At 66.2% G+C, this 24,485-nt stretch carries 22 protein-coding genes and 1 pseudogene; 6 read left to right on the forward strand and 17 right to left on the reverse strand.

The window, feature by feature from the left end; genetic code table 11:
• Positions 1-35 precede the first annotated feature (35 nt).
• A complete protein-coding gene (locus tag ACGF2Y_RS02945) occupies positions 36-755 on the reverse strand; it encodes a hypothetical protein (protein WP_392942726.1) in 720 nt (239 codons plus the stop codon).
• A 221-nt stretch (positions 756-976) separates the two neighbouring features.
• Entirely contained in the window at positions 977-1,663 is a 687-nt protein-coding gene (locus tag ACGF2Y_RS02950; RefSeq protein WP_392942728.1) for a polysaccharide deacetylase family protein, read from the reverse strand.
• A 445-nt stretch (positions 1,664-2,108) separates the two neighbouring features.
• Here ACGF2Y_RS02950 and ACGF2Y_RS02955 point away from each other — a divergent pair, with 445 nt between their 5' ends.
• Together ACGF2Y_RS02955 and ACGF2Y_RS02960 are read left to right on the forward strand one after the other, a co-directional pair.
• Positions 2,109-2,786: an HNH endonuclease family protein gene (locus ACGF2Y_RS02955; RefSeq protein WP_392943290.1), complete on the forward strand. Its 678-nt coding sequence runs from the start codon at positions 2,109-2,111 to the stop codon at positions 2,784-2,786.
• Positions 2,783-3,070 (forward strand): hypothetical protein, encoded by a 288-nt coding sequence (locus ACGF2Y_RS02960; RefSeq protein ID WP_392942730.1) that lies wholly within the window; start codon positions 2,783-2,785, stop codon positions 3,068-3,070. The genes ACGF2Y_RS02955 and ACGF2Y_RS02960 overlap by 4 nt, the downstream gene beginning before the upstream one ends.
• Positions 3,071-3,223: 153 nt before the next feature.
• On the opposite strand, the pseudogene ACGF2Y_RS02965 reads toward ACGF2Y_RS02960, so the two are convergent.
• The 14 genes and pseudogenes from ACGF2Y_RS02965 to eno all read right to left on the reverse strand — a co-directional run.
• Positions 3,224-3,372 (reverse strand): annotated as a pseudogene (locus ACGF2Y_RS02965) (ATP-binding protein); the annotation flags it as partial.
• A gap of 35 nt (positions 3,373-3,407) precedes the next feature.
• Positions 3,408-4,424, reverse strand: a complete 1,017-nt coding sequence (locus ACGF2Y_RS02970; RefSeq protein ID WP_392942732.1) for an HAD family hydrolase — start codon at positions 4,422-4,424, stop codon at positions 3,408-3,410.
• Positions 4,421-5,680 (reverse strand): ATP-grasp domain-containing protein, encoded by a 1,260-nt coding sequence (locus tag ACGF2Y_RS02975; protein WP_392942733.1) that lies wholly within the window; start codon positions 5,678-5,680, stop codon positions 4,421-4,423. Before ACGF2Y_RS02975 ends, ACGF2Y_RS02970 begins: the two co-directional genes overlap by 4 nt.
• A 183-nt stretch (positions 5,681-5,863) precedes the next feature.
• The gene (locus ACGF2Y_RS02980; RefSeq protein WP_392942735.1) at positions 5,864-6,856 is read right to left on the reverse strand and encodes an asparaginase; all 993 of its coding nucleotides are present in this window, start codon (positions 6,854-6,856) and stop codon (positions 5,864-5,866) included.
• A 64-nt stretch (positions 6,857-6,920) separates the two neighbouring features.
• Positions 6,921-8,183, reverse strand: coding sequence for an ATP-grasp domain-containing protein (locus ACGF2Y_RS02985; protein ID WP_392942737.1), 1,263 nt, complete (start codon positions 8,181-8,183; stop codon positions 6,921-6,923).
• A 2-nt stretch (positions 8,184-8,185) separates the two neighbouring features.
• Positions 8,186-9,820: a thiamine pyrophosphate-binding protein gene (locus tag ACGF2Y_RS02990; protein ID WP_392942739.1), complete on the reverse strand. Its 1,635-nt coding sequence runs from the start codon at positions 9,818-9,820 to the stop codon at positions 8,186-8,188.
• Positions 9,817-11,025, reverse strand: coding sequence for a pyridoxal-phosphate dependent enzyme (locus tag ACGF2Y_RS02995; protein WP_392942741.1), 1,209 nt, complete (start codon positions 11,023-11,025; stop codon positions 9,817-9,819). Before ACGF2Y_RS02995 ends, ACGF2Y_RS02990 begins: the two co-directional genes overlap by 4 nt.
• Complete coding sequence (locus tag ACGF2Y_RS03000; protein WP_392942743.1) at positions 11,025-11,435, reverse strand: DUF6917 domain-containing protein; 411 nt, start codon at positions 11,433-11,435, stop codon at positions 11,025-11,027. Before ACGF2Y_RS03000 ends, ACGF2Y_RS02995 begins: the two co-directional genes overlap by 1 nt.
• 48 nt (positions 11,436-11,483) lie before the next feature.
• Positions 11,484-11,630, reverse strand: coding sequence for a hypothetical protein (locus ACGF2Y_RS03005; protein ID WP_384645183.1), 147 nt, complete (start codon positions 11,628-11,630; stop codon positions 11,484-11,486).
• Positions 11,631-11,645: 15 nt separating this feature from the next.
• Positions 11,646-13,484, reverse strand: a complete 1,839-nt coding sequence (locus tag ACGF2Y_RS03010; RefSeq protein WP_392943291.1) for a carbamoyltransferase — start codon at positions 13,482-13,484, stop codon at positions 11,646-11,648.
• Positions 13,484-15,640 carry an iron-containing redox enzyme family protein gene (locus ACGF2Y_RS03015; RefSeq protein WP_392942745.1) on the reverse strand — a complete coding sequence of 719 codons (2,157 nt, stop codon included), beginning with the start codon at positions 15,638-15,640 and terminating at the stop codon, positions 13,484-13,486. Before ACGF2Y_RS03015 ends, ACGF2Y_RS03010 begins: the two co-directional genes overlap by 1 nt.
• Positions 15,641-15,770: 130 nt before the next feature.
• Positions 15,771-16,766, reverse strand: a complete 996-nt coding sequence (locus ACGF2Y_RS03020) for an SGNH/GDSL hydrolase family protein (protein ID WP_392942746.1) — start codon at positions 16,764-16,766, stop codon at positions 15,771-15,773.
• Between the two features lie 31 nt (positions 16,767-16,797).
• Positions 16,798-18,072, reverse strand: a complete 1,275-nt coding sequence (locus tag ACGF2Y_RS03025; protein ID WP_392942747.1) for an ATP-grasp domain-containing protein — start codon at positions 18,070-18,072, stop codon at positions 16,798-16,800.
• A 20-nt stretch (positions 18,073-18,092) separates the two neighbouring features.
• The gene (eno, locus tag ACGF2Y_RS03030; protein ID WP_392942748.1) at positions 18,093-19,379 is read right to left on the reverse strand and encodes a phosphopyruvate hydratase; all 1,287 of its coding nucleotides are present in this window, start codon (positions 19,377-19,379) and stop codon (positions 18,093-18,095) included.
• A 921-nt stretch (positions 19,380-20,300) separates the two neighbouring features.
• Here eno and ACGF2Y_RS03035 point away from each other — a divergent pair.
• The 4 genes from ACGF2Y_RS03035 (at position 20,301) to ACGF2Y_RS03050 (ending at position 24,259) form a co-directional block, all read left to right on the forward strand.
• Complete coding sequence (locus tag ACGF2Y_RS03035) at positions 20,301-20,864, forward strand: GNAT family N-acetyltransferase (RefSeq protein ID WP_392942750.1); 564 nt, start codon at positions 20,301-20,303, stop codon at positions 20,862-20,864.
• A gap of 72 nt (positions 20,865-20,936) precedes the next feature.
• Entirely contained in the window at positions 20,937-21,296 is a 360-nt protein-coding gene (locus ACGF2Y_RS03040; RefSeq protein ID WP_392942752.1) for a transposase, read from the forward strand.
• Positions 21,297-21,738: 442 nt separating this feature from the next.
• The gene (locus ACGF2Y_RS03045; protein WP_392942754.1) at positions 21,739-23,049 is read left to right on the forward strand and encodes an MFS transporter; all 1,311 of its coding nucleotides are present in this window, start codon (positions 21,739-21,741) and stop codon (positions 23,047-23,049) included.
• Between the two features lies 1 nt (position 23,050).
• Positions 23,051-24,259 (forward strand): acetyl-CoA carboxylase biotin carboxylase subunit family protein, encoded by a 1,209-nt coding sequence (locus ACGF2Y_RS03050; RefSeq protein WP_392942756.1) that lies wholly within the window; start codon positions 23,051-23,053, stop codon positions 24,257-24,259.
• Between the two features lies 1 nt (position 24,260).
• On the opposite strand, the gene ACGF2Y_RS03055 is transcribed toward ACGF2Y_RS03050, so the two are convergent.
• Positions 24,261-24,425 carry a hypothetical protein gene (locus tag ACGF2Y_RS03055; RefSeq protein WP_392942758.1) on the reverse strand — a complete coding sequence of 55 codons (165 nt, stop codon included), beginning with the start codon at positions 24,423-24,425 and terminating at the stop codon, positions 24,261-24,263.
• Between the last annotated feature and the right edge of the window lie 60 nt (positions 24,426-24,485).

Below are 24,485 nucleotides of genomic sequence, written 5' to 3' on the forward strand. Positions count from 1 at the left end.
GCCGTACGTCACCGAGCAGTACGCCCGACGGTCACCTATCCGAGCGTGGTCTGGGGCAGTGAGCTGTAGCCCGCCCGGGTGTCCGCGTCCGTGTCGATCAGGCTGATCATGATCGGGTTGGGTCCGGGCGGGGCGCCGTCGAGAGCGCGGAGGCGGTACCGGTGGGTGGCGACCGCGTTCTTGGCCAGCGAGCTGCCGCCGGTGTAGAGCGTGTACGGATAGGCGTCGTTGGCGATGCGCAGCGTGGCCGGGCGCCAGGCCCCGGACGCACGGTCCCGGCGCTCCAGGGTGTAACCGGGGTAGACCGAACCGCCCGGCATGGACTCCATCTGGAAGGCGAGCAGCAGGTGCCGGTAGGCGCGGGTGTTGCCGTTGCGGAGGGTGACGGTGAATTCCCGTGCGGCGCTGCCGGGCTCCAGGGTGAGCCGGCCGCCCGGCGCGCCCACGTGCATCGCGAGGTACGTCGGCACCGGCGGCCTGGTCGCGCTCTTCGGCGGCGGCGCCGGGGTGCGCGATGCGGGGCGGGTGGTCACGCTCGCCTTGGGAGTGGGAGTGGGCGCGAGTGTGCGTGTGGGCGTCGGCGTGGGTGTGGGCGTCGGTGAAGGGCTCGCCGAGGGCGTGGGGGTGGCAGCCGGGGCCGAGGTCCGGGAGGCCGCCGCCTTGTCCTGCGGATCGGCTTCGGGGCCGCAGCCAGTACCGGCCGCCAGCAGCGCGGCACCCACCGTGCCGACGATGAGCGCACGGGTACGGCGCATGTTGGTCCCCCTGTTGATGGTGGTGCGGTTGTGCGGTTGCGGGGGTAAAGGTAGCGACGGGAAGACACGGGGAGGCCGAGGGGGAGTAACGCTTTGCGGACGGACCGCGGCTGGTCACAGCCGCGCGCGCCGGGGGGGTCGAGACGTGGCTGCCCCGGCGGCCTCCCGGCGGAGCCGGAGGCCGCCGGGAGCGGTGACCCCGCAGAGGCCCGGATCACTGCTCAGGAGTCAGGGGCGTAGTCGCGGAGTTGCGCGGGCCGTAGTCCCGACGCGTCGACCGCGTCCAGGACGCGTCGCAGATCCGCTTCCGCCGTGTCACCCAGGTGCAGCAGGATGATGTCGCCGCGCTTGAGCTCCGGCAGTTCCGGGTCCGGGTTCCAGGGCGCGTCCGTGGCGTCGTACGTCCAGGTGACCAGCGCTTTCGCACCGCAGGCCCGAGCGGCGCGGCGGGTCTCCTCGTCGTACAGGCCCGAGGGGGGCCGGAACAGCCGGGGGCTGTCACCGAACACGGCAAGCTGCCGGTCGCGTGCGCCGCAGATCTCCGCCCGCTGTTCCGCCGGGCTGAGCCCCGGCAGGTCGACGTGGTTGACGGCGTGGTTCTCCATCCGGGACGGCCCGTGGCTGAGCAGGTCCTGGTAGTACCTCTTGTCCCAGGAGTAGTTCACCGGGTTGATGAAGAGCGATGCCGGTATCCGGCGCTCCAGCAGAAGGCGCTGGGCCGCCGGGTCGTGGTTCCAGCCGTCGTCGAGCGTGATGAAGACGACGGGGTCCTGGGTGTCGATATGCGTGAGAACCGGGACCGGCTCCGGCCACGAGGACGTCCGGGCGGCCTGCGCGGGCTCGGCGAGAGCCAGGAATGTCGACATCGCTGCGAAGGCGGCGAGGGCCGCCTTGTAGATCTTTGACATGTGCGCAGCATTGGTTCAGACCATTGAGGGAGTCAAGACTCGTGACGGAAGAAGAGCGCGCGGCCCGGCCGATGGACCGCCGCAGCGGACCTCACCCCGGCCCGCCGGGACGGTGACGAGAGCACGAAGAGAGCCCGGAGACCACCGCGAAGAGAGCCGGGCGGGAGCGAGGCGGGAGCACGGGGGAAGCGAGGCGGGAGCACGGAGGGAGCACGGTGCTGGGGTAGTTGGCCCCTCGTTCACCCACAGCAGATCCTCCGCGCAGGCCCGGCAGACGCAGGGTCGTGAGCCGCACATTCACCTCACCTCCCCAGCAGCGATGCTCGTACGAGGCCCTCTCAATCGAACAGATAAGCTGCGCGCCTATCGACATGGGGCGAGGGGAATGCATCAGTTCATGAGGCGTCAGCAGTGGTGGTCCGGAAGCATTTTGACGATGGTCGTCATGCTGGCGGCGGTCGGCTGTACGGCCACCGACGACCGTGCCGCACCCGATCCCACCGACGGCAAGCCGTCCGCCTCCGCCTCCGCCGACGGGGCCGGCGGCGCGGAGAACGACGGCGACGGACCCTTGCCGGGCATGCCGGCCACCGAGCAGGCCCGTGCGCTGCTGGCCGAACTGAAGGTCGCACCGCACGGATCGATGAGCGGCTACAGCCGCTCCAAGTTCCCGCACTGGGCTCAGCAGGGCGAAGGCTGCGACACTCGCGAGACGGTACTGGAACGCGACGGCACGGACGTACGACAGAACGACGCATGCCGAGCGACGTCCGGTACCTGGGTCAGCCTCTACGACGACGAGAAGTTCACGGACGCCTCGGAGCTCGACATCGACCACACCGTGCCGCTGGCCAACGCCTGGCGCTCCGGCGCCGACACCTGGCCCCAGGAGAAGCGGAAGGAGTTCGCCAACGACCTGACGCGCCCCCAGCTGCTGGCCGTGTCGGCCTCCTCCAACCGCTCCAAGGGCGACCAGGGCCCCGATGAGTGGCAGCCGCCGACCAAGACGTACTGGTGCGCCTATGGGCGGGCGTGGACCTCGGTGAAGTCCACGTACGAGCTGTCGGTGACCGAGTCGGAGAAGAGCATGCTGGAACAGATGCTGGACACTTGCATGTCATGACCGACGACAACACCCCGCCCGCGCCACAGCGGTACGAGGACACGGTGACGGCAGGACCCGGCGGCGCCATGACCGACGAGGTCGGCGTGATCACCGGAGATCTGACCGTCGCCACGAGGGCCCTCCCGGACGGACGGGCGAGCATCCTGGTCCAGTACACCGGCGCGGAGGAGTGGTACACCCTGACCGGCGGCCCGGTCGCGCTCCCACCCGGCGGGCCGGCCGCACTCCACGCCGACGTCCTCGACCGGATCCGCCAAGGGCAGGAAGCCAAGGCGCCCTGATTCCCACCGCGTCCGTCACCGCCACCACACCGCCGTGGCGGCGTTGGCTGGTTGAGATGGAATGGCGCGACGATCCGGACGGCGAGGGCGCGGTGACCGCCCGGCCCACGCGGAACCGGCCTTCGCCGCCTCGTCGTCGCCAACCACCGTCCCCGCCCGGCCCCGCAGCGGCTTCGTCCCCGACAGCAGCTCGTACATGACACTCGTCGTGGAACCGCACAGAACCAACCGCGGACCCGGCCCGGCCCCGGGCCGCGCCGGCGCTCGTCGTAGAGCTGCTGGAGCAGTCCCGTAATCCCTGGCGGGCGCACACCGAACGATCACGTTCGGTCGAGATCTACCGAAAGACAGCGTCCAAGCTCTCGACCGCCGTAATGCCCTCGAGGGCAGGTACTCCGTCGAGGGCGTTCCTGCACAGCCAGACCGCCGCCAAGCCGGCCTGTTGCGCGCCGAGAGCGTCGTTTTCCAGGCTGTCGCCGATGTGCACCGTACGCTCCGGTGGCGTGCCAAGCCGGCCACAGGCCAGGGCGAAGGATTCCGGTGAGGGTTTCGCCAGGCCTGACTCGGATGAGACGGTGATCGCGTCAAGCCACGGCTCCAGGCCCAACTGGGCGATTCGGCGCCGCTGCTGGATCCCGTCCGAGTTGGACAGGATTCCGATCCGGTATCCAGCGGCGCGCACCCGCCGAAGGAAAGGAAGGACGTCGGGATAGAGCCGAAGACGAGATTCCACGGCCCGTTTGCGTCGCGCATCGAGCGCGTCGAGATCGGCGGTGCCGGGAACAGGGCGGCCCAGCACGGTGAGCATGTCGGCGAGACGGTTCCGCTCCAGCTCCTGATAGCTCAGTTTTCCGGAGGTGAATTGCGGATACCAATGGTCGGTCAGTGCCATCCATGTCGCGAAATGACCCTCGGGGCCCAACACTTCAGCCAGAGCCGCCGGACTCGCCCTGCTGAAGTCGACGAGAGTGTCGTCCATGTCCAGCAGAACCCCGGCAGGTCCGGCGGTTCGATCAGGCAGCCGGGCGGTGCTGGAACGGGTGACTGACCTGGCCGCCGTATGTATGCCATCGGCGGTGCGCCGCTCCATGGCATACGGCGACGGAGCACGGTCCTGCTCCAGGTTCCCGTCGGGCAACCCCTCGGGCAACGAGTCCTCGGCCTCATCCGATGTGAGGAGATCGGTGCGCACCGGGCGGAGGACAGCGTACGGGCGTGCGCCGATCCCCGCGGTCCGCTCGGCGTCGGTCATGCCGCCGGACGGAGAGAACGGGTCGGCGGGGCAACCACGAGCCGGCGTGTACCGCAGCGCCCGGAGCGGTCGCGACAGCCCGGTGGCGGCCCACGCGTTCACTGAGCCGCCGCCTCCATCCGCAGCATGGCGCGCAGTTCGTTGAAGCGGGCGTCGAGGCTCGCGGGGTCGTCAGCGGTGAAGACCACGTGCCCGTGCGCCTGCCCGACATGCGAGGACTCCTGGATGGTGTCGCCCACGGCCTTGTACACCTTCACCTCCACGACGCCCTCCATCACGCGGGCCTCCTCGACACCGTGGATGGCAGTGATCACGCCGGCCTGCTCGGCGGAGAAGCCGAAGAAGCCGGTCGGACGCGCGGCACCGGTCCCCTTCAGGTCGGGCTCACGGTTCAGCGCGACGTCCAGGATGACGTCCACCATGTCGACGCCGGTGCTGGTGAGCACCGAGGTGTAGACCTGGAGCCCGCCGAGCCGGGCAGCGGTCTCGAGTATGACCGGCTCGCCGTTCGCAGGGATACGGAACTCGGTGTGCGTGACACCGGTGCGGATGCCCAGTGCTTCGTGCGCATGGGCTGTCAGCTCCACGATGCGGGCCTGGACCTCAGGGGAGAGCTGGGAGGGCGTACGGAAGAAGACCTCCTGGAAGTAGGGGCCCTCCATCGGCAGCGGCTTGTCATGGATCGCCACGACCTGAGTCTCTCCGTCGCGTACGACAGACTCGACACTGACCTCACTGCCCTCCACGTAGCCTTCCAACAGCAGCGCCGCGCCGTACTTGGCACGGTCCGCCTGGTGCAGCGGGTCATAGTCGAAGCCGTCCCAGGCCCCGCCGCGGATCATGTCGAAGTGCTCGTCGAGTTCGGCCCTGCTGTCAACGCGGCGCACGAACATACTGCCGCCGCCGATGAGTGGCTTCATCACGAGCGGATAGCCGATGTCCTCCCCCAGTTCACGGGCCTCGTCGAGGGTGTGCGCAAGGCCGAACCCCGGTCCGGGGACGGAGCCGTGCCGGGCGAACTCGGTACGCATCTCGAACTTGTTACGGGCGATATGCGCGGTCTGTTCGGAGATGAACGGCAGATCGAGCGCGGCGGCGACCGCCGCGGCGGCAGGCACGCTGTGCTCGACGAAGGAGACGACTGCCTCGACGGGCTCGCTCTCCGATGCTGCCAGCTCCCGGGCCGCGGCCACCGTCTCCGCGATGCTGCTGGTGTCCGCGTCCACCACGCGGTCCACGAACTCCGGCTCCCACGTGGGGCCGTTGACGATCAGCAACAGCCGCTCACCGTGCTGCCGGGCGCGGGCGAAGTGCGGCTTACGGTTGGGAGTGCTGGTGTGCAGGATCAGGACACTCATGGCGCTTCGGTTCCTTCTTCAGAGAGTGAGCGGGAAAGCAGGGGCGGCTCAGTGGGCGACTCGGCGTGCGGGACGGACACAGCAGGACATCAGCACGCCGCGGGCCCGCGCATCGCACCCGGGACATCCTGCCGGACAGCGGCGTCCGCCATCCGGCGACGACTATCCGGCGACGGTGATCCCTTACAGCAGCGTGCGCAGGTGGGCGACCGGCCGGCCGCCACCCCACAGCTGCGGTGAGAGAAGCTCCTCGACGGTGGCCCTGGCCGCTTCGGGCACCACCAGTCCACCGAACTCGGTGAACGCGCGCAGCGCCACGGGCATCGAGGCGCGGCTCGCGCCGTCATCGATCTTCACCGCCACCGCCCCGGATCCCGGCGCGGCCAGCAAGTGCAAGCCCTCGGCCCCCAGTTTCACCAGCAGGCCCGGGACAGCCGTCATCGCCCGGGTGTCCATCTGGCCGGTGCCCTCGACCAACTGCGGGTGGGCACGCATCGCGTCGGCGACCTCCCGCTCATGGGTGCCCTCGGGCGCCTCGACCAGCCGGGTCATCGCGCGCGCCAGACCGGTCAGACTCGCGGCGAAGATCGGTACTCCGCATCCGTCGACGCCGGTCGCGGTGACCGGGTCGCCTGACAGTTCCTCGACCACGGACGCGGCCAGCTTCTGCAGCGGGTGATCGAGCTCCCGATAGGTCTCGGTGTCCCAGCCGTTGGCCTCACATGCCGCGAGCATCGCCGCGTGCTTGCCCGAACAGGCCATGTACACCTGCCGCGCCTCGGCTCCGGCGGCGATCAGCGCCCGGTGAGCGGCTGGGTCGGCGGGGAAGTCCGCCGGGCACTGGAGCGCGTCTTCGCCGAGCCCGGCGCCCGACAGGATCTCCTTGACCCTCGCCACATGCATCGGCTCGCCTCGGTGGCTCGCCGCGGCGACCGCGAGTTCGGCGGCGCTGCGGGGCAGCCATCCCGCGCGCAGCATCGCGACAGCGAGAACCGGCTTGACGGCCGACCGCGGGAAAACCGGAGCGGCCACATCACCGACCGACTTGACCAGTACGCCCGAGGAGTCGACCACCGCGACAGAGCCGCGGTGGAAACTCTCGACAAAACCGGAGCGGACGAGCTCGGCGACGTTGTCACCGCCGCGGTATTCGGCTACGGAGGTTCTTCCGCTCATCCGCGGAACTCCTTGTCAATCAGCGTGATGGCTTTACGGTAAACAAATGAATCTTGCATATCAGTTACCGGACACGGAAACGGAGGGTCTGATTGATGTTCTGCTGCTTCTCAAGAATGTCTTCACGGGAGTCGCCCGTGAAGATCACGTGTCCGTGCGCCTGCCAGACCCGCGGCGGCACATCGACCTGCTCGCCGAGCCGGCGGTAGATCATGACCTCCGAGACGCTGTCGTCGGCTTCCAGCGCCTCGACTCCGTCAACAGCGACGAGTTCGCCCGGCTCCTCCGCGAAATGCAGCGAGAAGCCGACGTGCTGGAAGTTCTCGCTGTTCACGACCACATCCGCATCCGAGCCCAGCGACACCTTGGTCAGAACCTCGACCATGTCGACGCCGGTCGACAGCAGCACACTCTGGTAGATCGGGCCGCCACCCAGACGTGCGCCGGTCTCCAGGATGTAGGGCTCGCCTTCCGGCGAGACCCGGAACTCGGTGTGCGTGGCGCCTTGGGTGATGCCGAGCCCCTCATGGGCCAGCGTCGTGAACTTCTTCACCTTCTCCAGCGTCTCGCCCGTCAGCACGGTCGGAGTCGCGTAGAACGTCTCCTCGAAGAAAGGACCGTCCATCGGCGTCGGCTTGTCGTGAACGGTGACAACGGTCGTCTCGCCGTTCTGCACATAACTTTCGACGCTGATCTCATCACCGACGAGGAACTCTTCGAGCAGAATCCCTTCCGAGTACTGAGACTTCAGGAAAAACAGTGGGTCGTAGTCGAACCCGGCCCAAGCGCCCTGCCGGATCTCCTCGAAATGCTCGGCCAGCTCCTCCGGGCTGTCGACCCGGCGGACGAACATGCTGCCGCCCCCGATGATCGGCTTCATGACCAGGGGGTACTTGATGGACTTGGCGGCCTCCTGCGCCTCCTCGACCGAGGTCGCGAGCGCGAAGCGTGGCTGCGAGATACCCACGGTCGCAAAGGCGTTGCGCATGCTCAGCTTGTCACGGCTCGTCGCGGCCGTCTCAGGAGAGATGTACGGAAGGCCGAGTTCCGCGGCGACCGCGGCCGCGGCCGGCACGCTGTGCTCCACGAACGCGATCACGCCCGCTATGGGCTCGGGCTCTTCCTTCGCGATCTCGACACACCGGGCGACGGTGGCCTCGAGGTCGCCGGTGGGCGCGGCGTAGACCGCGTCGACGTACTCGTGTTCCCAGCTGGGCTGCTCCACCACGACGATCGCCCGATGGCCCAGCGCATGAGCGGTCTCCGCAGCTTTGGCAAGGTGCTTGCGGCGGCTTGCGTTGCGGGTGTGCAGGATCATCAGAGTCATTTTCAGTGCACCTTTCGAATTGCGATTGCCATGTCCGGTGAGACTTCATCCACCGAGGTGTCAAGCACGAGGACAGCCGGTCCCTGTCGGGAGAAGAAGGATTCGATCTCCGCCGCGTCGCGGTCCGGGGCGTCGCAAGCCATCACCGGCAGTCCGATCGCCGCACAGATGGTGGGCCAGTCGATCCGCTGGAATGCACCGCTGACGGCGGCGGCATCGTGACGGTGGATGGCGTGCTGGTCGATCAGATTGAGCCGTCCGTTGTCAAGGACGGTGATCTTCACGTTGAGACCGAGGCGCGCGATGGTCTCCAACTCACCGATGGACATGGTGAGCCCGCCGTCGCCGACCAGGGTCCACACCGTCGCGTCGGGACGTGCGACGGCCGCACCGATGGACGCGGGGATCGCGTAGCCAAGGCTTCCGGTCCCGCGCGGGGTGATGAGCCGCTGCGGCGGCTTGAGCCGCAGGAGCGCGCCGAACCAGCCGCTGGCAACGCTGGCCTCGCCGACGCAGACGTCCCGGTCGGACAGCTCCGCGTTGACCGTCGCCACCAGGGAGGCGGTCCCGGCCTTCGACCAGGTGCCGACCTCGGCGGTCGATGGGCGGGGGCCGCTGTAGGACCACTCCCCCAGCTCATCGGTGAGTAGCTTGAGGCCCTCGGCGATACCCTCACGCAGCAGGCAACCGCGCGCGGGGTCGGCATCCTCGATCGCCGGGTCGTCGTCTATCCGGACGAGGAACTGGTCGGGCGACGGCCACGCATACTGGTTGGTCGACTTGTCGCCCATCTTGGAGCCCGCGTAGAAGACGACGTCGCAGCCGCTGATGTACGCGTTGGCCGGCGTGTCCCCCTTCGCCCCGACCACTCGAGGAAGGTCGCTGCCGACCTCGGAAAGGGCGCCTTTGCCATTGAGTGTGGTGAACACCGGGATGCCGAACCGGTCAACGAATTCCTGGAGGGCCTCGGCGGCGCCTGCCGTGTGGCAGCCACCACCGGCGATCAGGGCGACACTCGATCCCCTCCTGACCTCTTCGACGGCACGCGCGACCACGCCGTCCGCCGTGGAGGGCGCACCCGAGGGGACGGTCGCACCACCCGAGGCGGACGGCGCGTCCAGCAGCGCCGGCTCCGCCTCCGCCTCCAGCACATCGGGGGCGATCTCGACGACAACCGGGCCGCGGCGTGGCCGCTCCGCGAGGGCGAGCGCGGCGTCGATGACACTCAGCACGCCCCGCTGCTCACGGACCACGTAGACGTGCTTCGCGACACTCGCGAAGAGCCGCTCGTGCTCGACCTGTCCTGTCGCCCACGGCCGCGGAGTGCTCTTGCTGGGCCCAGAGGTGATCAGCACCAGCGGCGTGCTGCTGTTGTATGCCTCCAGGAGAGCCGGGGTGGCGTAGGGAGAACCGATTCCTCCCGGGGCGTCGCACACCGCGACGCCCCCGGTCACCCGGGCGTACGCCTCGGCCGCGTATGCCGCTCCCCGCGGGCACCGGCCGACGACGTGAGTGAGCTCGGTGGACCGCTGGAGGGCGGCGTACAGCGAGAGTGAAGTCTCGCCGGGATACCCGAAGACCTGGGAGACACCGCGCTCGGCCAGCCTGCGGGCGATCTCGTCCGCGACCGTGATCATGAGGCCACGGCCAGAATGTTCGTCGCCGTGGGCAGCATGGGCCTCTCCGCACCGGTGAGAATGATGAGCAGGTCGCTGTCCTTTTCGAGAGAGCCCTCCTGCGCCATCCCCATCGCGCCCGCGAGGCACGCGGCGGCCGCGTAGCAGGCGTCGAAGCCCAGCGACTTCAGCATCCCCTTGGCCAGGTGCATGTCGTGCGTCCTGGCGGCCACCAGGGAACCGCCCGTGTTCTGGGCCATCGCGCGCAGGTAGGGGTACGTGTTCGTCGGGTCTCCCCGCTGGATGGCATGGGCCAGTCCCTCGGGGTTCTCGACGATGTCCTCCTCCGAGATCTCGGCGCGGCCCGCGTTCCACGCGCTGACCATGGGGGCGCAACTGTCCTCCTGCACGCCGACGAAGGCCGGCACGCTTTCCAGGAGACCGAGACGGTTCATCTCCACCGCGCCCTTGTAACCGCCGAGCAGGCCCATGCCGCTGCTGATGGCCTGGAAGACATGGGTCGGGGCCGACGGCATCTGCTGATAGGCCTCGATGTAGGACATCTTGAGGCCTTCGCGGCGGGCGTAGTTGAAGAAGCCGCCCTCCCAGAAGTACCCGTTGTCCTCGGCGAACTTCTGGGCGATCGCGCCCGCTCCGACGAAGGTGCCGGCCACAGCGTGCGTGCTGATCTGGGGGTGGTCCGCGTAGTTGAGGCGGTACGCGAACTGCTCGCCCACGAAGACGTGAAGCTTGAAGCCGCGGACGAGGCTCATCGAGTTCGCGTAGGCCATGGAGCTGTTTCCCGTCGAGGCCACGACGAACTCGCGGACGCCGAGGCCCTTGAAGCGGCTCAGGGTCGCCGACGCGATGCGGTCCTTGGTCGAGCGCGTGGGGTTGCGCGTCTCGTCCTTGATGTAGACCGAGCGGACGCCGAGAAGACGGGCCAGCGCGGGCACGTCGGTACAGGGGGTGTTTCCCTCGCCCAGCCAGGTGATGTGCTCCTCTTCGGCGATGGGCAGGACGCCCTGGTAACGCCGGAGTGGGTTGGGGTTCGAGTCGAACGCACCGAGCTCCACCCGGTCCAGCGGGTACAGGACATCGATCGCGCCCTTGCAGGAGGGGCACCGGTGCGTCTTGTCGTCCGTCGTGGTCTCGCAGGCGAGACAGATGCGGACGGGCTGGTCGGCCGGCATCCGGTTCGTATAGAGCTTCTCGTAGTCAAACATCAGGCCCCCCCGGGATCCTTGTCTTCGCGCGGGCACGTGGTGACGGCCGTTCCAGCCTTCAGTCCGAGTCCGTGGCCGTTTCGGAGGTCCGCGCTCTCGACGAGAATGTTGTAGTGGTTCGGCATATGAGTTTCGTCGAAGCCGCTGACTGTGCCGAGCGAGCCGCCCTCACCGACCAGGATGTCTCCTACCGCCAGGACCCCCGATGTCTCGAAAGTGGCGAATCCGTAGTATTCGACGTGGTCGACGGGGTATCGAGGGCTGGGGCCCACGTTGATGAACTCGTGGACCTCACCCGCGCGAATGCACCGGGTCTGCCAGGCCGACGGCTCGATGGCGCGGTCGCGCCGCGTGTGGTCCATGACTGCGGCCCAGCGCAGCCGCAACGGTTCTCTACTGGTAAACATCATTCCCTGTTTATCGAGAAGTTCTGCGGAAAATTCCGTGAGTGAGTGTCATCAGCGCGGATTCGTCGCGTACGGCAGGTCCCAGGCCGAGGAACCCTGGTGGAATCGCGGACCGAAACGGCTCGCCCCGCTCAGCCGCCGGTACAGCGAGATCGGCACGAACACCACGACGAACACCACGGATGCTGCAAAACGCATGGAGATCATTCCTTGTCAGTCGAGCGGGATCTCGTCGCGCCAGTCGACAGATTCGGCGAACGGCGGCTGATCGTCCTTGAGCAGTACGTGACCGCCGAGGACGAGCACGTCCATCCCTGTGCGCATGAAACAGCGGTAGGCGTCCTCGGGCGTATGCACGATGGGCTCGCCACGCACGTTGAACGACGTGTTCACCAGGACCGGGCAGCCGGTCGCCGCCTTGAAGGCGCTCAGGAGCCGGGCGTAAGGGGCGTTGTCGCGCTCGGCGACGGTCTGCACCCGTGCGGAGAGGTCCACATGTGTGATGGCGGGCAGCTCCGAACGAGCTTCGTTGATACTGCCCAAGCCGCGGCTCGGCCCCCCGGGCATCCGCGAGGCTTCGGTCTTGATCCGGTCCGCGACCTCGGCGACCACGAGCATGTACGGGCTGTCGCCGACCAGCCCGAAGTAGTCCTTGGCGTCCTCGGCGAGAACCGCCGGCGCGAACGGCCGGAACGACTCACGGAACTTGATCTTGAGGTTCATCCGCTTCTGCATGGACTGGTCACGCGGGTCGCCGATGATCGAGCGGGCGCCCAGGGCGCGGGGGCCGAACTCCATACGTCCCTGGAACCAGCCCACCACGGCCCCGTCGGCCAACCGGCCGGCGACCTCGTCGTACAGCTTGTCCTGGGAGAGCGTGGTGAAGACGTAACCGTTCTCCTGCAAGAACCTCTCGACCTCGCCGTCGGAGAAGCTCGGCCCGAGCAGCGCGCCGGACATGCCGTCGCCACCGTCGGCCAGGTGCGGCCGGCCATGTGCCGGAACCGAGTGGTCGAGCGCGGCGCCCAACGCACAGCCCGCGTCGCCGGCCGCCGGCTGGATCCACAGGTCGTCGACGATGCCGGAGCGACTGAGTACGCCATTGGCGACACAGTTCAGCGCGACGCCACCAGCCATGACCAATGCACGTTCGCCGGTCTGCTCGACCGCCGCCCGCGCCAGACCGAGCACGATCTCCTCGGTGACCACTTGCACAGAGGCCGCCAGGTCACAGTGGCGCTGCTCCAGTTCGCTCTCCCCGTCCCGGATCGGCGCGCCGAACAACTCCTCGAACGCACGCCCGACCATGCGACGGCCCTGCTGGAACTCGAAGTACTTCATGTTCAGCGTGAACGAGCCATCGGGCCGGACGTTCACCAACTCCCGGCGGATGACGTCCGCGTACCGCGGCTCGCCATAGGGCGCCAGACCCATCAGCTTGTACTCGCCGGAGTCGACCTTGAATCCGCAGTAGTAGGTGAACGCCGAGTAGAGCATTCCCACCGAGTGCGGATACGAGACAGAGTTGACCAGTTCCAGGGAGTTTCCTCGGCCGTGCCAGATCGTGGTCGTCTGCCATTCGCCGACGCCGTCAATCGTCAGCACCGCCGCGTTCTCGAACGGCGAGGGGAAGAACGCCGATGCGGCGTGCGAGCGGTGGTGCTGCGAGGCGACCGCTCGCGTGGCCTTCCCGCGCCCCATCGCCGCGAGCTCGGCGTCCACACGCTTCAGGACGTCACGCTTCCAGCGCAGCCATTCCGGCAGGACGGACGAGAACGGCTGAAGGCCCCGCGGACCCGCACTGGCGAACGACGACAGCACTCGCCCGTACTTCAGGCCCGGATCCTCGTAGTAGACGACGGCGTCGAGTTCCGCCAGAGATATCCCCGCGTGGTCCAGGCAGTACCTGACCGCGTCCGTCGGGAACGCCGAATCGTGCCGGACCCTGCTGAACCTCTCCTGCTGCGCAGCGGCAACCACGACGCCGTCGCGGACCAACGCGGCCGCGCTGTCGTGATAGTAGGCCGAAATTCCCAGCGTATAATGGGACATCAGGACACCTCCACCGGTGCGTGGTGGAACAGCGATCCGCCTTGCGATCGAGATTTCCACGGAGTTTTTCGGAATCGATCGCCGATCCGGTCAGCGATGGTGGACGACGGCAGCGGGGCCAGCGACTCGTAGCCGATGCGGACCCGCTCCCATTCGGCGGCGAACTCCGCCGGGGTCGACAGATTCGACACCGTGCGCATGTGGGTGTCGATGGCATCGGCAGCCCAGGCCGAGTGGCCGGTGGACACGTTGTCGATCGTGTTGTGCAGATCAACGAAGTGCGTGGAGAAGCCGTAATGCTTCAGGAAGCGCCGAGCGGTGCGATAACTGCCGCCGACGCCGGAGAGCTCCATCGCCAGGTTCATTCCGAGGATCTCGGGCATGAAGGTCTGCGGCAGCTTGCCCAGGCACAGCCAGTAGACCGGTCGCTCCAGTGACTCCTCGCGGAACCGGGGGTCGTAGGCGAACTCCCGACTGCCGGTGGGTGCGAGCACGATGCCCATCTCCCGCAGCACGTCACGGTAGATCTTAGGATGGTTGAGCTCGATGTCACCGTTGCCCAGCTCGTCCCAGTACGTCTCGAACAGCGGGAATCCGTACCGGGTGGTGGCGAGCCTCGCGTCGGTGAAACCCTGCAGCCACGAACCGTCGATCAGCGTCAGCGGTGCCAGCTGCAAGGTCTCGTCGACGACCTGCTCGCGGGTGGGCATGCTGCCGGACCTGCCGGTCTCGAACTCGACACCATGTTTGTCGTGCATGTCGAGCAGCCAGGGACGCAATCCGGCGGAAGTCCACTGCGCGGGCAGTGAACGGTCCGTGCGGCCCAGCGACCGTTTCGCCCTGGCCAACCAGCGGTTCACGAACCGGAGGGCGAAATCACGGGTGCCAGGGGCCAATACGCGCCCCTGCAGCACGAAATACGCCTCCCGGATGTCGGCCGGTACCACACCTTCCTCAGCCGTCCGGTCGAGGAGGCCGGGACTCGGCGCGACGGGGACCCGTGCGGCCGACGGTGGGGGCTCAAGCTCGTGGTCGAGGTCGGCCAGCGAATCGATCCACTTCGAGATCACCTCGACATCGTCAGCCGAGAAGATACGGAACATCGGGCCCTTCGGGCCGATCAAGCCGTTGACCAACGAGCTGCGCCCGGCGTTGCCCGGCTTGACCATGCGGGTCGCGGCCAGCTCCTTCAGCAGCGGACCAGGGTCGGTCCTCGCCCGCTCCATCAGCTCGGAGAGAGTCTCTCCACCGCCCATCCGAAAGTTCTGGTGGTAGACGGCCCCCTCCCGGGCCCGCTCGCGGATGAGCTGTTCCATCGCGCGCTGCGGGTGCAGCGCGGCTCGGACCTCCTCCAGCAACAGCTCATCCCACGACCGCAGGGCGTTGAGCATCCAGGCCGCGCCGAACGCGACCTGGCGGCGCGCGGCCGCGCCCGTCGCGCAGAACTTCTCGGCCAGCTCACGCGAGGTGTCCAGGGGGGACACGATGTCGGTGGCCCCGGTGGACCGCGCCAAGTCCAGACGCGTCCACTCAGCCGGGGCGCCGTCACCCGCGCGGAGCGCCGCCCAGCAAGGAAGCACGCCGATGGAGCGCAACACCACATCGATGCCGACGATCAGAGGAGCGAACTCGTCGCTGCGCCGGCTGATCGCGAACAGCGTCGCGGGCAGCGCGAACATGTGGTCCCGAACTCTCCGCTCAGCAGCCAGTTCGTCGGCGTCCACAGCCAGTTCAGGACGGCCGTACTGCGCCGCAAGGATCTTGAACGCGTCATAGCGCGACGAGCGCGGCCCGCCGACGCCGATGTCGTCGGCGAACAGGGCCAGGATCCTCAGGTGGGCCTCGTCCTCGAAGACGCCAGGTGCACTCATGCCCTGCAGCCAAGTCCCAAGCGTCGAGGCAAGGGGCCCGGACTGGCGGAGCAGCGCGTGCGCCAGGGTCTCCGATGACTCGCTCCGTTCGGCAGCGTCCGTCAACTCTCGGTAGACACCGCGCTGTTCGTACTGCCACGAAGAGGCTTCGTCGAGGGTGACGGACAGGTTCGGAGGATCGGCCTCGGGATCGACGGACGCGACCTCGGCCATGAACGTCTGGATTGCGGTGGTATCCAGGAATATCTCTGGATCGACACACCGGCGATACGTCTCACGCCACATTGGATGCTTTCTTGCTGTGCTCGAACAGCGTCAGAACATTGGGTAAATGGACGCATCCGGCTTCTTTGGCTTCTTCCTACGGAAAATGCGAGCGACCAAGGATTTGATGAACGACATACAGGACTCCAGGTTAGATATTTTCCAGGATCTTGCCGGCAACAAAATCATGACCATGGTCCGTCAGGTGGATCCGGTCGATGAATAGCCACTGATCCGGCTGGGCGGACTCGGCCAGGACGGGGCTGAAATTGACGAAATCAATGCCCATTTCCTTCGCACCCCGCTCCAGCATCGCCGCGTATTCGATATTCACCTCGCGGCTCAGGATGTCGCCGTACATCGCGGCGAAACCTCCGTGCTGCTCAAGCTCGTCGAAGATCATCTCTTCTTCCCGACTTCCCTTGTCACGCACCCAGCCCGACAGCGGCTGAAGCATGTACGTGATCTTCGCGTCCCAGGTGGAGGCCAGAGCCTTCCAACCGCTCAGGTGACGCAGCGTGAGGTCGGCGGCGTAGGCGATCTGCTCGTCGATACTCGGCGCGGCCGGCACGGGTACTTCCTTTTCCCTGCGCAGCAGGCCGCGCATCGACGACTTCGCCTTCCCGTGTTGCGCGAAGATGTCCTGGTACGTCGTGTACTGGAAGAAGGTGCCGTGGTCCTCCTCCCGCATCTGCGGCATGCGGGCCAAGCTCAGGTTGTTGAACCCGGAGAACAGAACAATCTCATCCACCTTCGGCAGCATGTGGCGGTAGAGCGTGAGCAGAAGAAGTTCCTGAGTCGAATTGAAGCTGCGACCGCCGAAATTTAGCCAGGTGCCGGGCCTGGCATCGCGGGCGTTCAGTCGCGAGGGAAGCGTCCAGGCGTCGGAGCTTGCACCGATACCGAAGACCGTGGAACTGCCGGCCAGGAGCCGTACCGAATCGGTATCTCCGAGATCGGCCACCGAACAGCTGCGGCCGTTGTCCGTGGCGTATCGGAAACCGATCGAGTCCGTGTTCACTACTTCCGAACGATGCGACTGCGGGTGGAAGAAGAGCAGATGCGGAAGCCAGCGAATATCGCCCTTGCTCGTGAACTTCTCTTCGTACCCCGCAAGATACGGTGCCAGCTCGTTCCTGATCTTCACTGATAACTCCTCAGACGGTACACCCGAATCCTCATCGAGGACATTGTTCGATCTCGATCCTGATGGAATTCACAAGCTTGTCGAATGTCTCAACAAATCCGTTGTCGCTGTCAGCGGTAAAGATCACATGGCCGTGCGACTGCCAGACGTGCGGCGGGACATCGACAGATTCGCCCACCTTTCGGTAGAGCGAAAGCTCATGTACACAGGGGTTGCGGCCGGCTTCTTCCACCCCTCTGATCTCGCTGATCCGCCCGGCCTTCTCTGCGAAGAACAAATAGAAACCGGCAGGCGTGGGTGTAGGTTTGGGAAGGAGATCCGGTGTCCGGCCGGACGCCACATCGAGCACTGCCGCAACCATGTCAACGCCTGTGCTCAACAGAACCGACTGATAGACCGGACCACCGCCAAGTCGCGCCGCCGTCTCAAGGATCTTCGGAGTGCCATCGCTCTGGATCCGGAATTCCGTGTGCACAGCGCCGGTGTCAATGCCAACGGCCCGATGCGAGGCTGCCGTGAGGTCGACGATCCGCTCCTGCACCTCTGCCGACAGCCGGCTGGGGGTCGCATAGTGGACATCGACGAAATAGGGGCCCTCCATGGGGACCGGCTTGTCATGGATAGCGACCACGTGGGCCCGGCCATCAACGACAATCGACTCGACGCTGACTTCCGCGCCCGGTAGGTACTCTTCCAGCAGGATGGCCGAGTCATACGTTTCTGCCATCCAGGCGTACAGCGGGTTGTGCGCGATCCCGGACCAGGCGCCGCGCTGAACCACCGGAAAGTGCTCGGTGAGTTCAGCCATGCTGTCCACGCGCCGGAAGTACCCGGTGTCGTTGTCGATGAGCGGCTTGAGCACCAGAGGGAAACCGATGCGGGCGGACTGCGTCGCGGCCTCCTCAAGCGTCCGGGCCAGCCCGTAGACCGGCTGCGGCACGTTCCCCGAGGTGAACGCCTCGCGCATGGCGTACTTGTCACGTACCTTGCGCGCCACCTGCTCGCTGACGAATCGAAGGCCCAAGTCGGCAGCGACCGCGGCAGCGGCGGGCACCGTGTGCCCGACGAACGCCGCGACGGCCCGGACGGGTTCCGTCTCGGCCGCTGCCAGTGCGCGCACCGCAGCGACTGTGGCCTCGACGTCCGAGGTGTCCACCGACGCCAGGGCGTCGGCGAACTCCTTCTCCCAGGTCGGATCCTTCATGACGAGAAGAAGCCGGTCCCCGTTCTTCTTCGCGTACTCTGCGGCTTTTTCCAGGTGACTGCGCCGGCTGGCGTTGCCCTTGTGGAGCACGATGATGCTCATCGGGTCGTGTCTCCCCGGGTTCAGCTACTGATGCCGTTGAAGAACTTCACTCCGCCGTAGACCGACTCGGCTCCCAGCTCTTCCTCGATCCGGATCAGCTGGTTGTACTTGGCCGTCCGGTCGGCCCGCGACAGCGAACCCGTCTTGATCTGGCCACAGTTGAGGGCCACTGCGAGATCGGCAATGGTCGTGTCCTCGGTCTCACCCGAGCGGTGCGACATCACCGCGGAGTAGCCGGCACGGAAAGCCGTATTCGTGGTGTCCAGCATTTCGGTCAGGGTGCCGATCTGATTGACCTTGACCAGAATCGAGTTCGCAATTCCTTGATCTATGCCGTCCTGCAGCAAACGAACGTTGGTGCAGAAGACGTCGTCACCGACCAGCTGGCAGGTGGAGCCGATGGCGTCGGTGAGGTACTTCCAGCCTTCGAAGTCGTCCTGAGCCATGCCGTCCTCGATCGACACGATCGGGAATCGGGACGTCAGGTCGGCAAGGTAGTCGGCATGCTCTGTCACCGATCGGACTCGGTTCTCGCCCGCGTAGTGGTAGGCCCCATCGCGATAGAACTCCGAGGAGGCGGGGTCCAACAGCAGCGCCACGTCGCGGCCCGGCTGGAAACCGCTCTTCTCGATAGCCTTGACAATGAACTCGAGCGCCTCGTCCGCCGTGGCCAGGTCGGGCGCGAATCCACCCTCATCGCCGACGTTGGTGTTGTGCCCCGCGGCTCGGAGAAGGTCCCGCAGTGTATGGAAGACTTCCGAGCCGATACGGACGGCCTCGGCCATCGAGGCCGCACCCACCGGCGCGACCATGAACTCCTGGAAATCGAGTGCATTGTCGGCGTGGGCACCACCGTTGATGATGTTGATCATCGGGGTCGGGAGAACGTGGGCGAAAGTGCCGCCGACATAGCGGTACAGGGGCATTTCTCGCGATGCAGCCGCGGCCTTGGCTACCGCGAGCGACACACCCAGCGTCGCGTTGGCCCCGAGCCGTGCCTTGTTCTCAGTCCCGTCGAGCTCAATCATCAGCCGGTCGACGGTGGACTGTGCTTCAGCGGGAAGTCCCCGTACCGCCTGCGCGATTTCCCCGTTCACTGCAGCGACTGCGCGAGTGACCCCCTTTCCCCGGAAACGGGCGGGGTCGGAATCGCGGAGTTCGACCGCTTCCCGAGTACCGGTCGAAGCTCCGGAGGGCACCGCAGCCCTACCCAGAGAGCCGTCGGCGAGGCGAACGTCCACCTCTACCGTGGGATTGCCACGACTATCAACAATTTCACGTGCGAACACGCCGGCAATGTCAGACATTTCTCCCCTAAATATCGAACTCTGATGCCGGATGAGCCGCCCACAGCATTGCTACCGCAACACACAAGGAGAGGCCCTGGGTGCCGTCGCCTTGGTCGATTAGCGAAGGAACTCAGGCATCCACAGTCAACATTGAATGTGAATGTCTTCCGGCACCTCTGCGCATGCCACAGCAAAAGGAAGGTAGCCGAACGGGAGAAAAATTTCACCTTCCACACTGAAGGGAATCGCCCCAGCCTTCCCCATGTGACGGTTCTGACCGGCCGCGCAGCTGCAATACAACTAGATCTCCCCGAGTGGGGAGGCGGAGACTTCCCATCTCCGATACTTCAAGGCGAACCCCTACGACCCGCTTCGTACGCCTCGCCACTAATGCGCCGCCATGTCCATTTTCAGGCATGAAGAACGCTAAGTTTCGTCCGCGTGCCACTGATCCCGGAGCTAGACAAAAAAGTATCCGTGCGGCATACCCCCGTCAATAGCTACGGCAGCCACAGCCAGGCAAAAGTACAACTGGCACGCGGAACGTCAAGGCGCACACCGGAGCACGAGCGGGGTGCGTGCTCAGCATTCGAGACGCCGGCCCTCCGTCCAACGCTCACGGTGCGAGCCCGCCCAGCGATTCCGAGGTGTGCGCAGAGCCACCCATGCCGCGCCGACTGTCTCACGACCTGGGCGCGCATCCAAGGAGGAAAAGAGCGGCGGTCGGTGCTGCGTGCGGGCGCAGTGCGGCAGAAACACCCTCGTAGCGGAGCTACTTGGGTCTTTCGCGCGCATGCCGGGCTTCGGGGCGCAAATGGTCCTGCACCGCGGGGCTGCGCCCTCTTGCGCACCCCGCCCCGCCATCACATACCGTCACGTTGCCTGTCCCGCCCCATGGACGTACCGAGACCCTGGAACACGCCACGGAGGTTCTTCGCCATGACCAGCACCACGCCGTTCCTTCCTGGACGGCTCGAACTCGTGGGGGAGGGACTCGTCCTGCGCGACTGGGCGGAGCGGGACCTGGCCACGATGCCGGGACTCTTCGATCACTCGGATGTCGCGTACTGGACACCGCTCGTCTCGCCCTTCGACGCGGCGGCTGCGCAGATACGCCTCGACCGGGCCCGGCAGTTACGGGCCGAGGGAACGGCCGCCCTGCTCGCGATCACCGTGGACGGGGGGACTGCGCTCGGAGAGGCGACGTTGCGGCGGGCGCCGGAGGGAACGGAGATCGGCTACGCGGTCGGGCCGGCGCACCGGGGACAAGGGCTGGCCTCCCGTGCGGTACGGGTGATGGCCCGCTACGCGTTCGAGAAGCTGGGAGCGGAGCAGGTGATTCTGAAACTGGAGGCCGAGAATGCCCCGAGTGTGGCCGTGGCCGTCCGGGCGGGGTTCCGACGGCTCGATGTGGAGCTGATCGAAGGGGAAGAGAAGGGGAGATCGTTCGCTTTTGAGACGTGGGGGCTGAGCCACTCCTGTGCAGGGGTGCATGAAAAATAGTCACAATCCCCTCATCCCACATCAAGTGGCTATCTCACGTGGCGTGAGAGCGGTGCGGCATGATGTCGGCTTGTGGGTGCTGATCTTTCGAGCCGGCTGGTGCCGGACGTGTTGTGGGAGCTGGTCGCTCCGTTGCTGCCGGAGTTCACGTCCCGGCCGCAGGGCGGTGGTACGGCTCCGGTGGACGAGCGCGCGGTGTTCACCGCCGTGGTGTACGTGCTGACCAGCGGGTGCGCCTGGCAGGTGCTGCCGGGGGACTTCGGGGCCTCACCGGCCACCGCGCACCGCCGGTTCACCGCCTGGACCGAGGCGGGGGTGTGGCGGCGGCTGCACCGCGCGGTGCTGGACGAGCTCGGCGCGCGAGGGGAACTCGACTGGACCTCGGCCATCGTGGACGCGGCGGGCGTGCGCGCGAAGAAAGGAGCTCGCTGACCGGCCCGAACGCAGCCGACCGGGGCAGCTGCCCTGACCTGCTACAAGGGACTCGCAAGCATCACCACGTGAGACGGCCTGCAAGAGTCCACCCTGCCAGGATTACCGTGCAATTCTCCTCTTCAAGTGCTTATAATTCGCTCGCCACTCCGAAGCCTCTGCCTCTTCAGCATGTCTCTCTGGCGCTGCCCTGCGGTTTCGCAGCGCCGCTATATCGGAATGTGGACACAGCCGCAAGAGCAACGTCGCTCTGCTGACTCCAGGATGCGGGCTGCTGAGCTGTGGACACTCCGCCTATGGCGTGCTGCGTACCACCGCTAATCGAGCAGCATTGGTCGCAGTGTTGGGGCCTGCGACGAGCAATGAGCATCGACGACATGCTCAAGTGGCTTGGTGAAATGAACTCCAGGGGACTATGAACCGCAACCCGAGTGAGAACTCGATGAAGACGACCGAGAACAGTGGGGAACTCGGTGGTGACGATGCGGCAGCACCGCGACAGGCATACATGCCGGCTGCCCAGATGGCGCGTTTCGTCACGGGCCGCGGGATCGCTGCGCTCGGCGACCAGTTCCTCCTGTTTGCCATCCCCCTGCTTGCCTACAAGTTGACGGGCAGTGCGTCGCAGACCGGCCTGATCTTTCTTGTCGAATGGCTTCCCCGAGTGATTTTCCTACCCGTGGCCGGGGTACTCGCAAGCCGCATCCGTGGATACACCCTGTATGTCTACTCGGATTTCATCCGCTCCGGGCTGGCCATCGCCTCGTTCGCTCTGATGTATCTGATGCCCGCCGGGAATCTGATCACGCTGTGCGTGCTGGCTGCCGGCATGTCACTGGGGGGCGCGCAGTCCCACATCGCCCTGGAGGCCACACTTCCCCGGTTCGTCCCGATGAACCAGATGATCCGGGCACAGTCGATCATCCAGGGAACAGAGCAGAGCAGTTGGGTGGCCGGCCCCGCGCTGGCAGCGTTGCTCGCTTCGGCACTGCCGACCACCAGTCTGCTTGTGGTGATCGGGGCGGTATATGCGCTGACCACGCTCAACACCCTGTCCCTGCGCCGATGGCTGCGGACCGAGAAGCCTACTGAGGGGGCGGAAGAGCTGCTCACCGTCCGCCTGGTGATCACCGGTATAGGTGAAGGTATATCAATCCTGCGTAAACTGCCCGCGATCCTGGGTCTGGTCGGCCTCGCCATGACGGTCAATCTCATGGTCGGTGTCGGCATGGCTACAAGCGCAGCTACCACCAGTGGCATTTTTCACAAGCCGGACAAGTACTACGGGATCCTGAGTTCCGGAGTCGGAGTGGTCGGCATCCTGGCGTTCTTCATCGTCCCGAAGGTGGCGAAGCGGCTGAAACCTTTCGCCGCCCTGATGGCGTCTTATTCGCTCATCTGCCTGGGCGGCGTCGGGGTCGGATTGGCGAACACGTTCACGGAGTATGCGGTGAGCTATGCGATTCTGCTTGGAACCGTCGGATTCTTTAACGTCATCATGCGTACGGAACGAGTCAGAAGAATACCGAGCGAGCACTTCGCGAAAACGATTGGCATCATCGCACTGCTCAACCAGCTGTCCTTGCCGGCGGCCGGATTCGTGGTGGCCCTGTTCGCCGTTTCTTACAGCCCTCAAAATGTCGTTCTGGGCTCCGTGATCGGTTCCGTCTGCGCCGCCATTCTCTTCAGTCCACTTATCGCCCATCTGAGGAATCCCCATGCGCCTTCTCATCCTCCATCGAGTCACGGATAAAATGATCCGCTACGCAAGCGGAATTGACCACGAAGCACACGATGTCACCTACGTCGGGCCTGCGGACCGGCTGACGACCCTTCCGGCCGACCTCCGCTGCACGCGCATCGAGCGCCCCGGCACCGGCGATACCGCAACGGAGGTACTGGCGGCTGTCGCCGGGCTGCCTCCCTTCGATTCGGTGATCTCCCTCGCCGAGTTCGACCTGATCGCCGCTGCCCAGGTGCGGACCGCCCTCGGTGTGCCCGGTGACCAGGAGGCAGACATCCTGCCCTGGCGCGACAAGGTGGTCATGAAGTCCGCAGTCGCTGCGGCAGGTCTGCGAGTCCCCCGGTTTATGTCCCTGTCCGAGGCACTCGATGCGGAGCACGACGAACTGCCCTGGGCACATGAGACGGTGCTGAAGCCACTCGATGGTGCGGCGAGCCTCAACGTCCACGTCTACCCGACGCTGGCCGAAGCGCTGGCCGTGGTGCGGGAGGCTGGGCTCCCCGAAGGCACCGAGCAGAGCGGTTTCGAGGTCGAGGAGTTCATCACCGGCCCCATCATCCATGTGGACGGTCTGGTGGCCGACGGCAAGCCGGCGGTCGTCAAGGCCAGTCGCTACATCGGTACTTGCCTGGGGTACGCGGACGGAACGCCGCTCGGCTCGGTGCAGATCGATCTGACCCCGGAACTGCACCAGTGGACCACCGAGTGCCTCGCCGCCGTCGGCATCACCACGAGTCTCTTCCACCTCGAAGGCATCGAAACGGCGGACGGGCCGGTGTTCCTTGAGGTCGGCGCCCGCTTCGGCGGCGCGGACGTGGTGGACACTTTCGAGCTCGCCACCGGCGTACATCTGCCGTCCCGCTATCTGCAGTTGATCACCGACGGCCTGGAAGCCGGCAGCTACACCTGGCCCGACGGCGACGAGCCCCACTACGGGTGGTTCATCTGGCCCGGCCATCGACTCGGCAGCGAGTTCTGCCGGATCGAGGGGGAAAGAGCATTCCGCGAGAGCCCACTCGTTCACCGGTGGATCCAGCGATCCGAGAGCGATCCGGTCAAGACAACGCTCAGCTATGTGGACACCGACGTCCCTCTGGCCGGCATCGTCGGCCCCGCAGGCTCAGCCGAACTCGATCGTTTCCTCCGTGAGGCCTTCTCTTCCATAGGTGTCGAACCCGGCACTCCCCCTGGTGGCGGTGCCGACGAGAACCAAGCCTGAATCATTCATCGTGGCAACCGGTCGACATTGCGCCCGAGTTGTCGTTACCGGCGATCTCGTCCTCGGCCACCGCGCCGTCACCTTCGACAACGCCTACGCCGCCTGCCCCGAACGCTTCAGCCGCGAGCTCCGACCGCCCGAGATCACCGAACAGACCATGGACCACCGATCCCGCCAGGCACAAGGAACTCCAGTCACAAGCCTCACAGGCAAGTAAACGTCTCAT

Source organism: Streptomyces sp. NPDC048142, from assembly GCF_043202835.1.
Classification (GTDB): Bacteria; Actinomycetota; Actinomycetes; order Streptomycetales; family Streptomycetaceae; genus Streptomyces.

Coding starts and splice junctions, on each gene's coding strand:
- ACGF2Y_RS02945 (WP_392942726.1), bottom strand. CDS start 755: ATGCGCCGTACCCGTGCGCTCATCGTCGGCACGGTGGGTGCCGCGCTG.
- ACGF2Y_RS02950 (WP_392942728.1), bottom strand. CDS start 1,663: ATGTCAAAGATCTACAAGGCGGCCCTCGCCGCCTTCGCAGCGATGTCG.
- ACGF2Y_RS02955 (WP_392943290.1), top strand. CDS start 2,109: ATGCTGGCGGCGGTCGGCTGTACGGCCACCGACGACCGTGCCGCACCC.
- ACGF2Y_RS02960 (WP_392942730.1), top strand. CDS start 2,783: ATGACCGACGACAACACCCCGCCCGCGCCACAGCGGTACGAGGACACG.
- ACGF2Y_RS02975 (WP_392942733.1), bottom strand. CDS start 5,680: ATGAGTGTCCTGATCCTGCACACCAGCACTCCCAACCGTAAGCCGCAC.
- ACGF2Y_RS02980 (WP_392942735.1), bottom strand. CDS start 6,856: ATGAGCGGAAGAACCTCCGTAGCCGAATACCGCGGCGGTGACAACGTC.
- ACGF2Y_RS02985 (WP_392942737.1), bottom strand. CDS start 8,183: ATGACTCTGATGATCCTGCACACCCGCAACGCAAGCCGCCGCAAGCAC.
- ACGF2Y_RS02990 (WP_392942739.1), bottom strand. CDS start 9,820: ATGATCACGGTCGCGGACGAGATCGCCCGCAGGCTGGCCGAGCGCGGT.
- ACGF2Y_RS02995 (WP_392942741.1), bottom strand. CDS start 11,025: ATGTTTGACTACGAGAAGCTCTATACGAACCGGATGCCGGCCGACCAG.
- ACGF2Y_RS03000 (WP_392942743.1), bottom strand. CDS start 11,435: ATGATGTTTACCAGTAGAGAACCGTTGCGGCTGCGCTGGGCCGCAGTC.
- ACGF2Y_RS03005 (WP_384645183.1), bottom strand. CDS start 11,630: ATGCGTTTTGCAGCATCCGTGGTGTTCGTCGTGGTGTTCGTGCCGATC.
- ACGF2Y_RS03010 (WP_392943291.1), bottom strand. CDS start 13,484: ATGTCCCATTATACGCTGGGAATTTCGGCCTACTATCACGACAGCGCG.
- ACGF2Y_RS03015 (WP_392942745.1), bottom strand. CDS start 15,640: ATGTGGCGTGAGACGTATCGCCGGTGTGTCGATCCAGAGATATTCCTG.
- ACGF2Y_RS03025 (WP_392942747.1), bottom strand. CDS start 18,072: ATGAGCATCATCGTGCTCCACAAGGGCAACGCCAGCCGGCGCAGTCAC.
- eno (WP_392942748.1), bottom strand. CDS start 19,379: ATGTCTGACATTGCCGGCGTGTTCGCACGTGAAATTGTTGATAGTCGT.
- ACGF2Y_RS03035 (WP_392942750.1), top strand. CDS start 20,301: ATGACCAGCACCACGCCGTTCCTTCCTGGACGGCTCGAACTCGTGGGG.
- ACGF2Y_RS03045 (WP_392942754.1), top strand. CDS start 21,739: ATGAAGACGACCGAGAACAGTGGGGAACTCGGTGGTGACGATGCGGCA.
- ACGF2Y_RS03050 (WP_392942756.1), top strand. CDS start 23,051: ATGATCCGCTACGCAAGCGGAATTGACCACGAAGCACACGATGTCACC.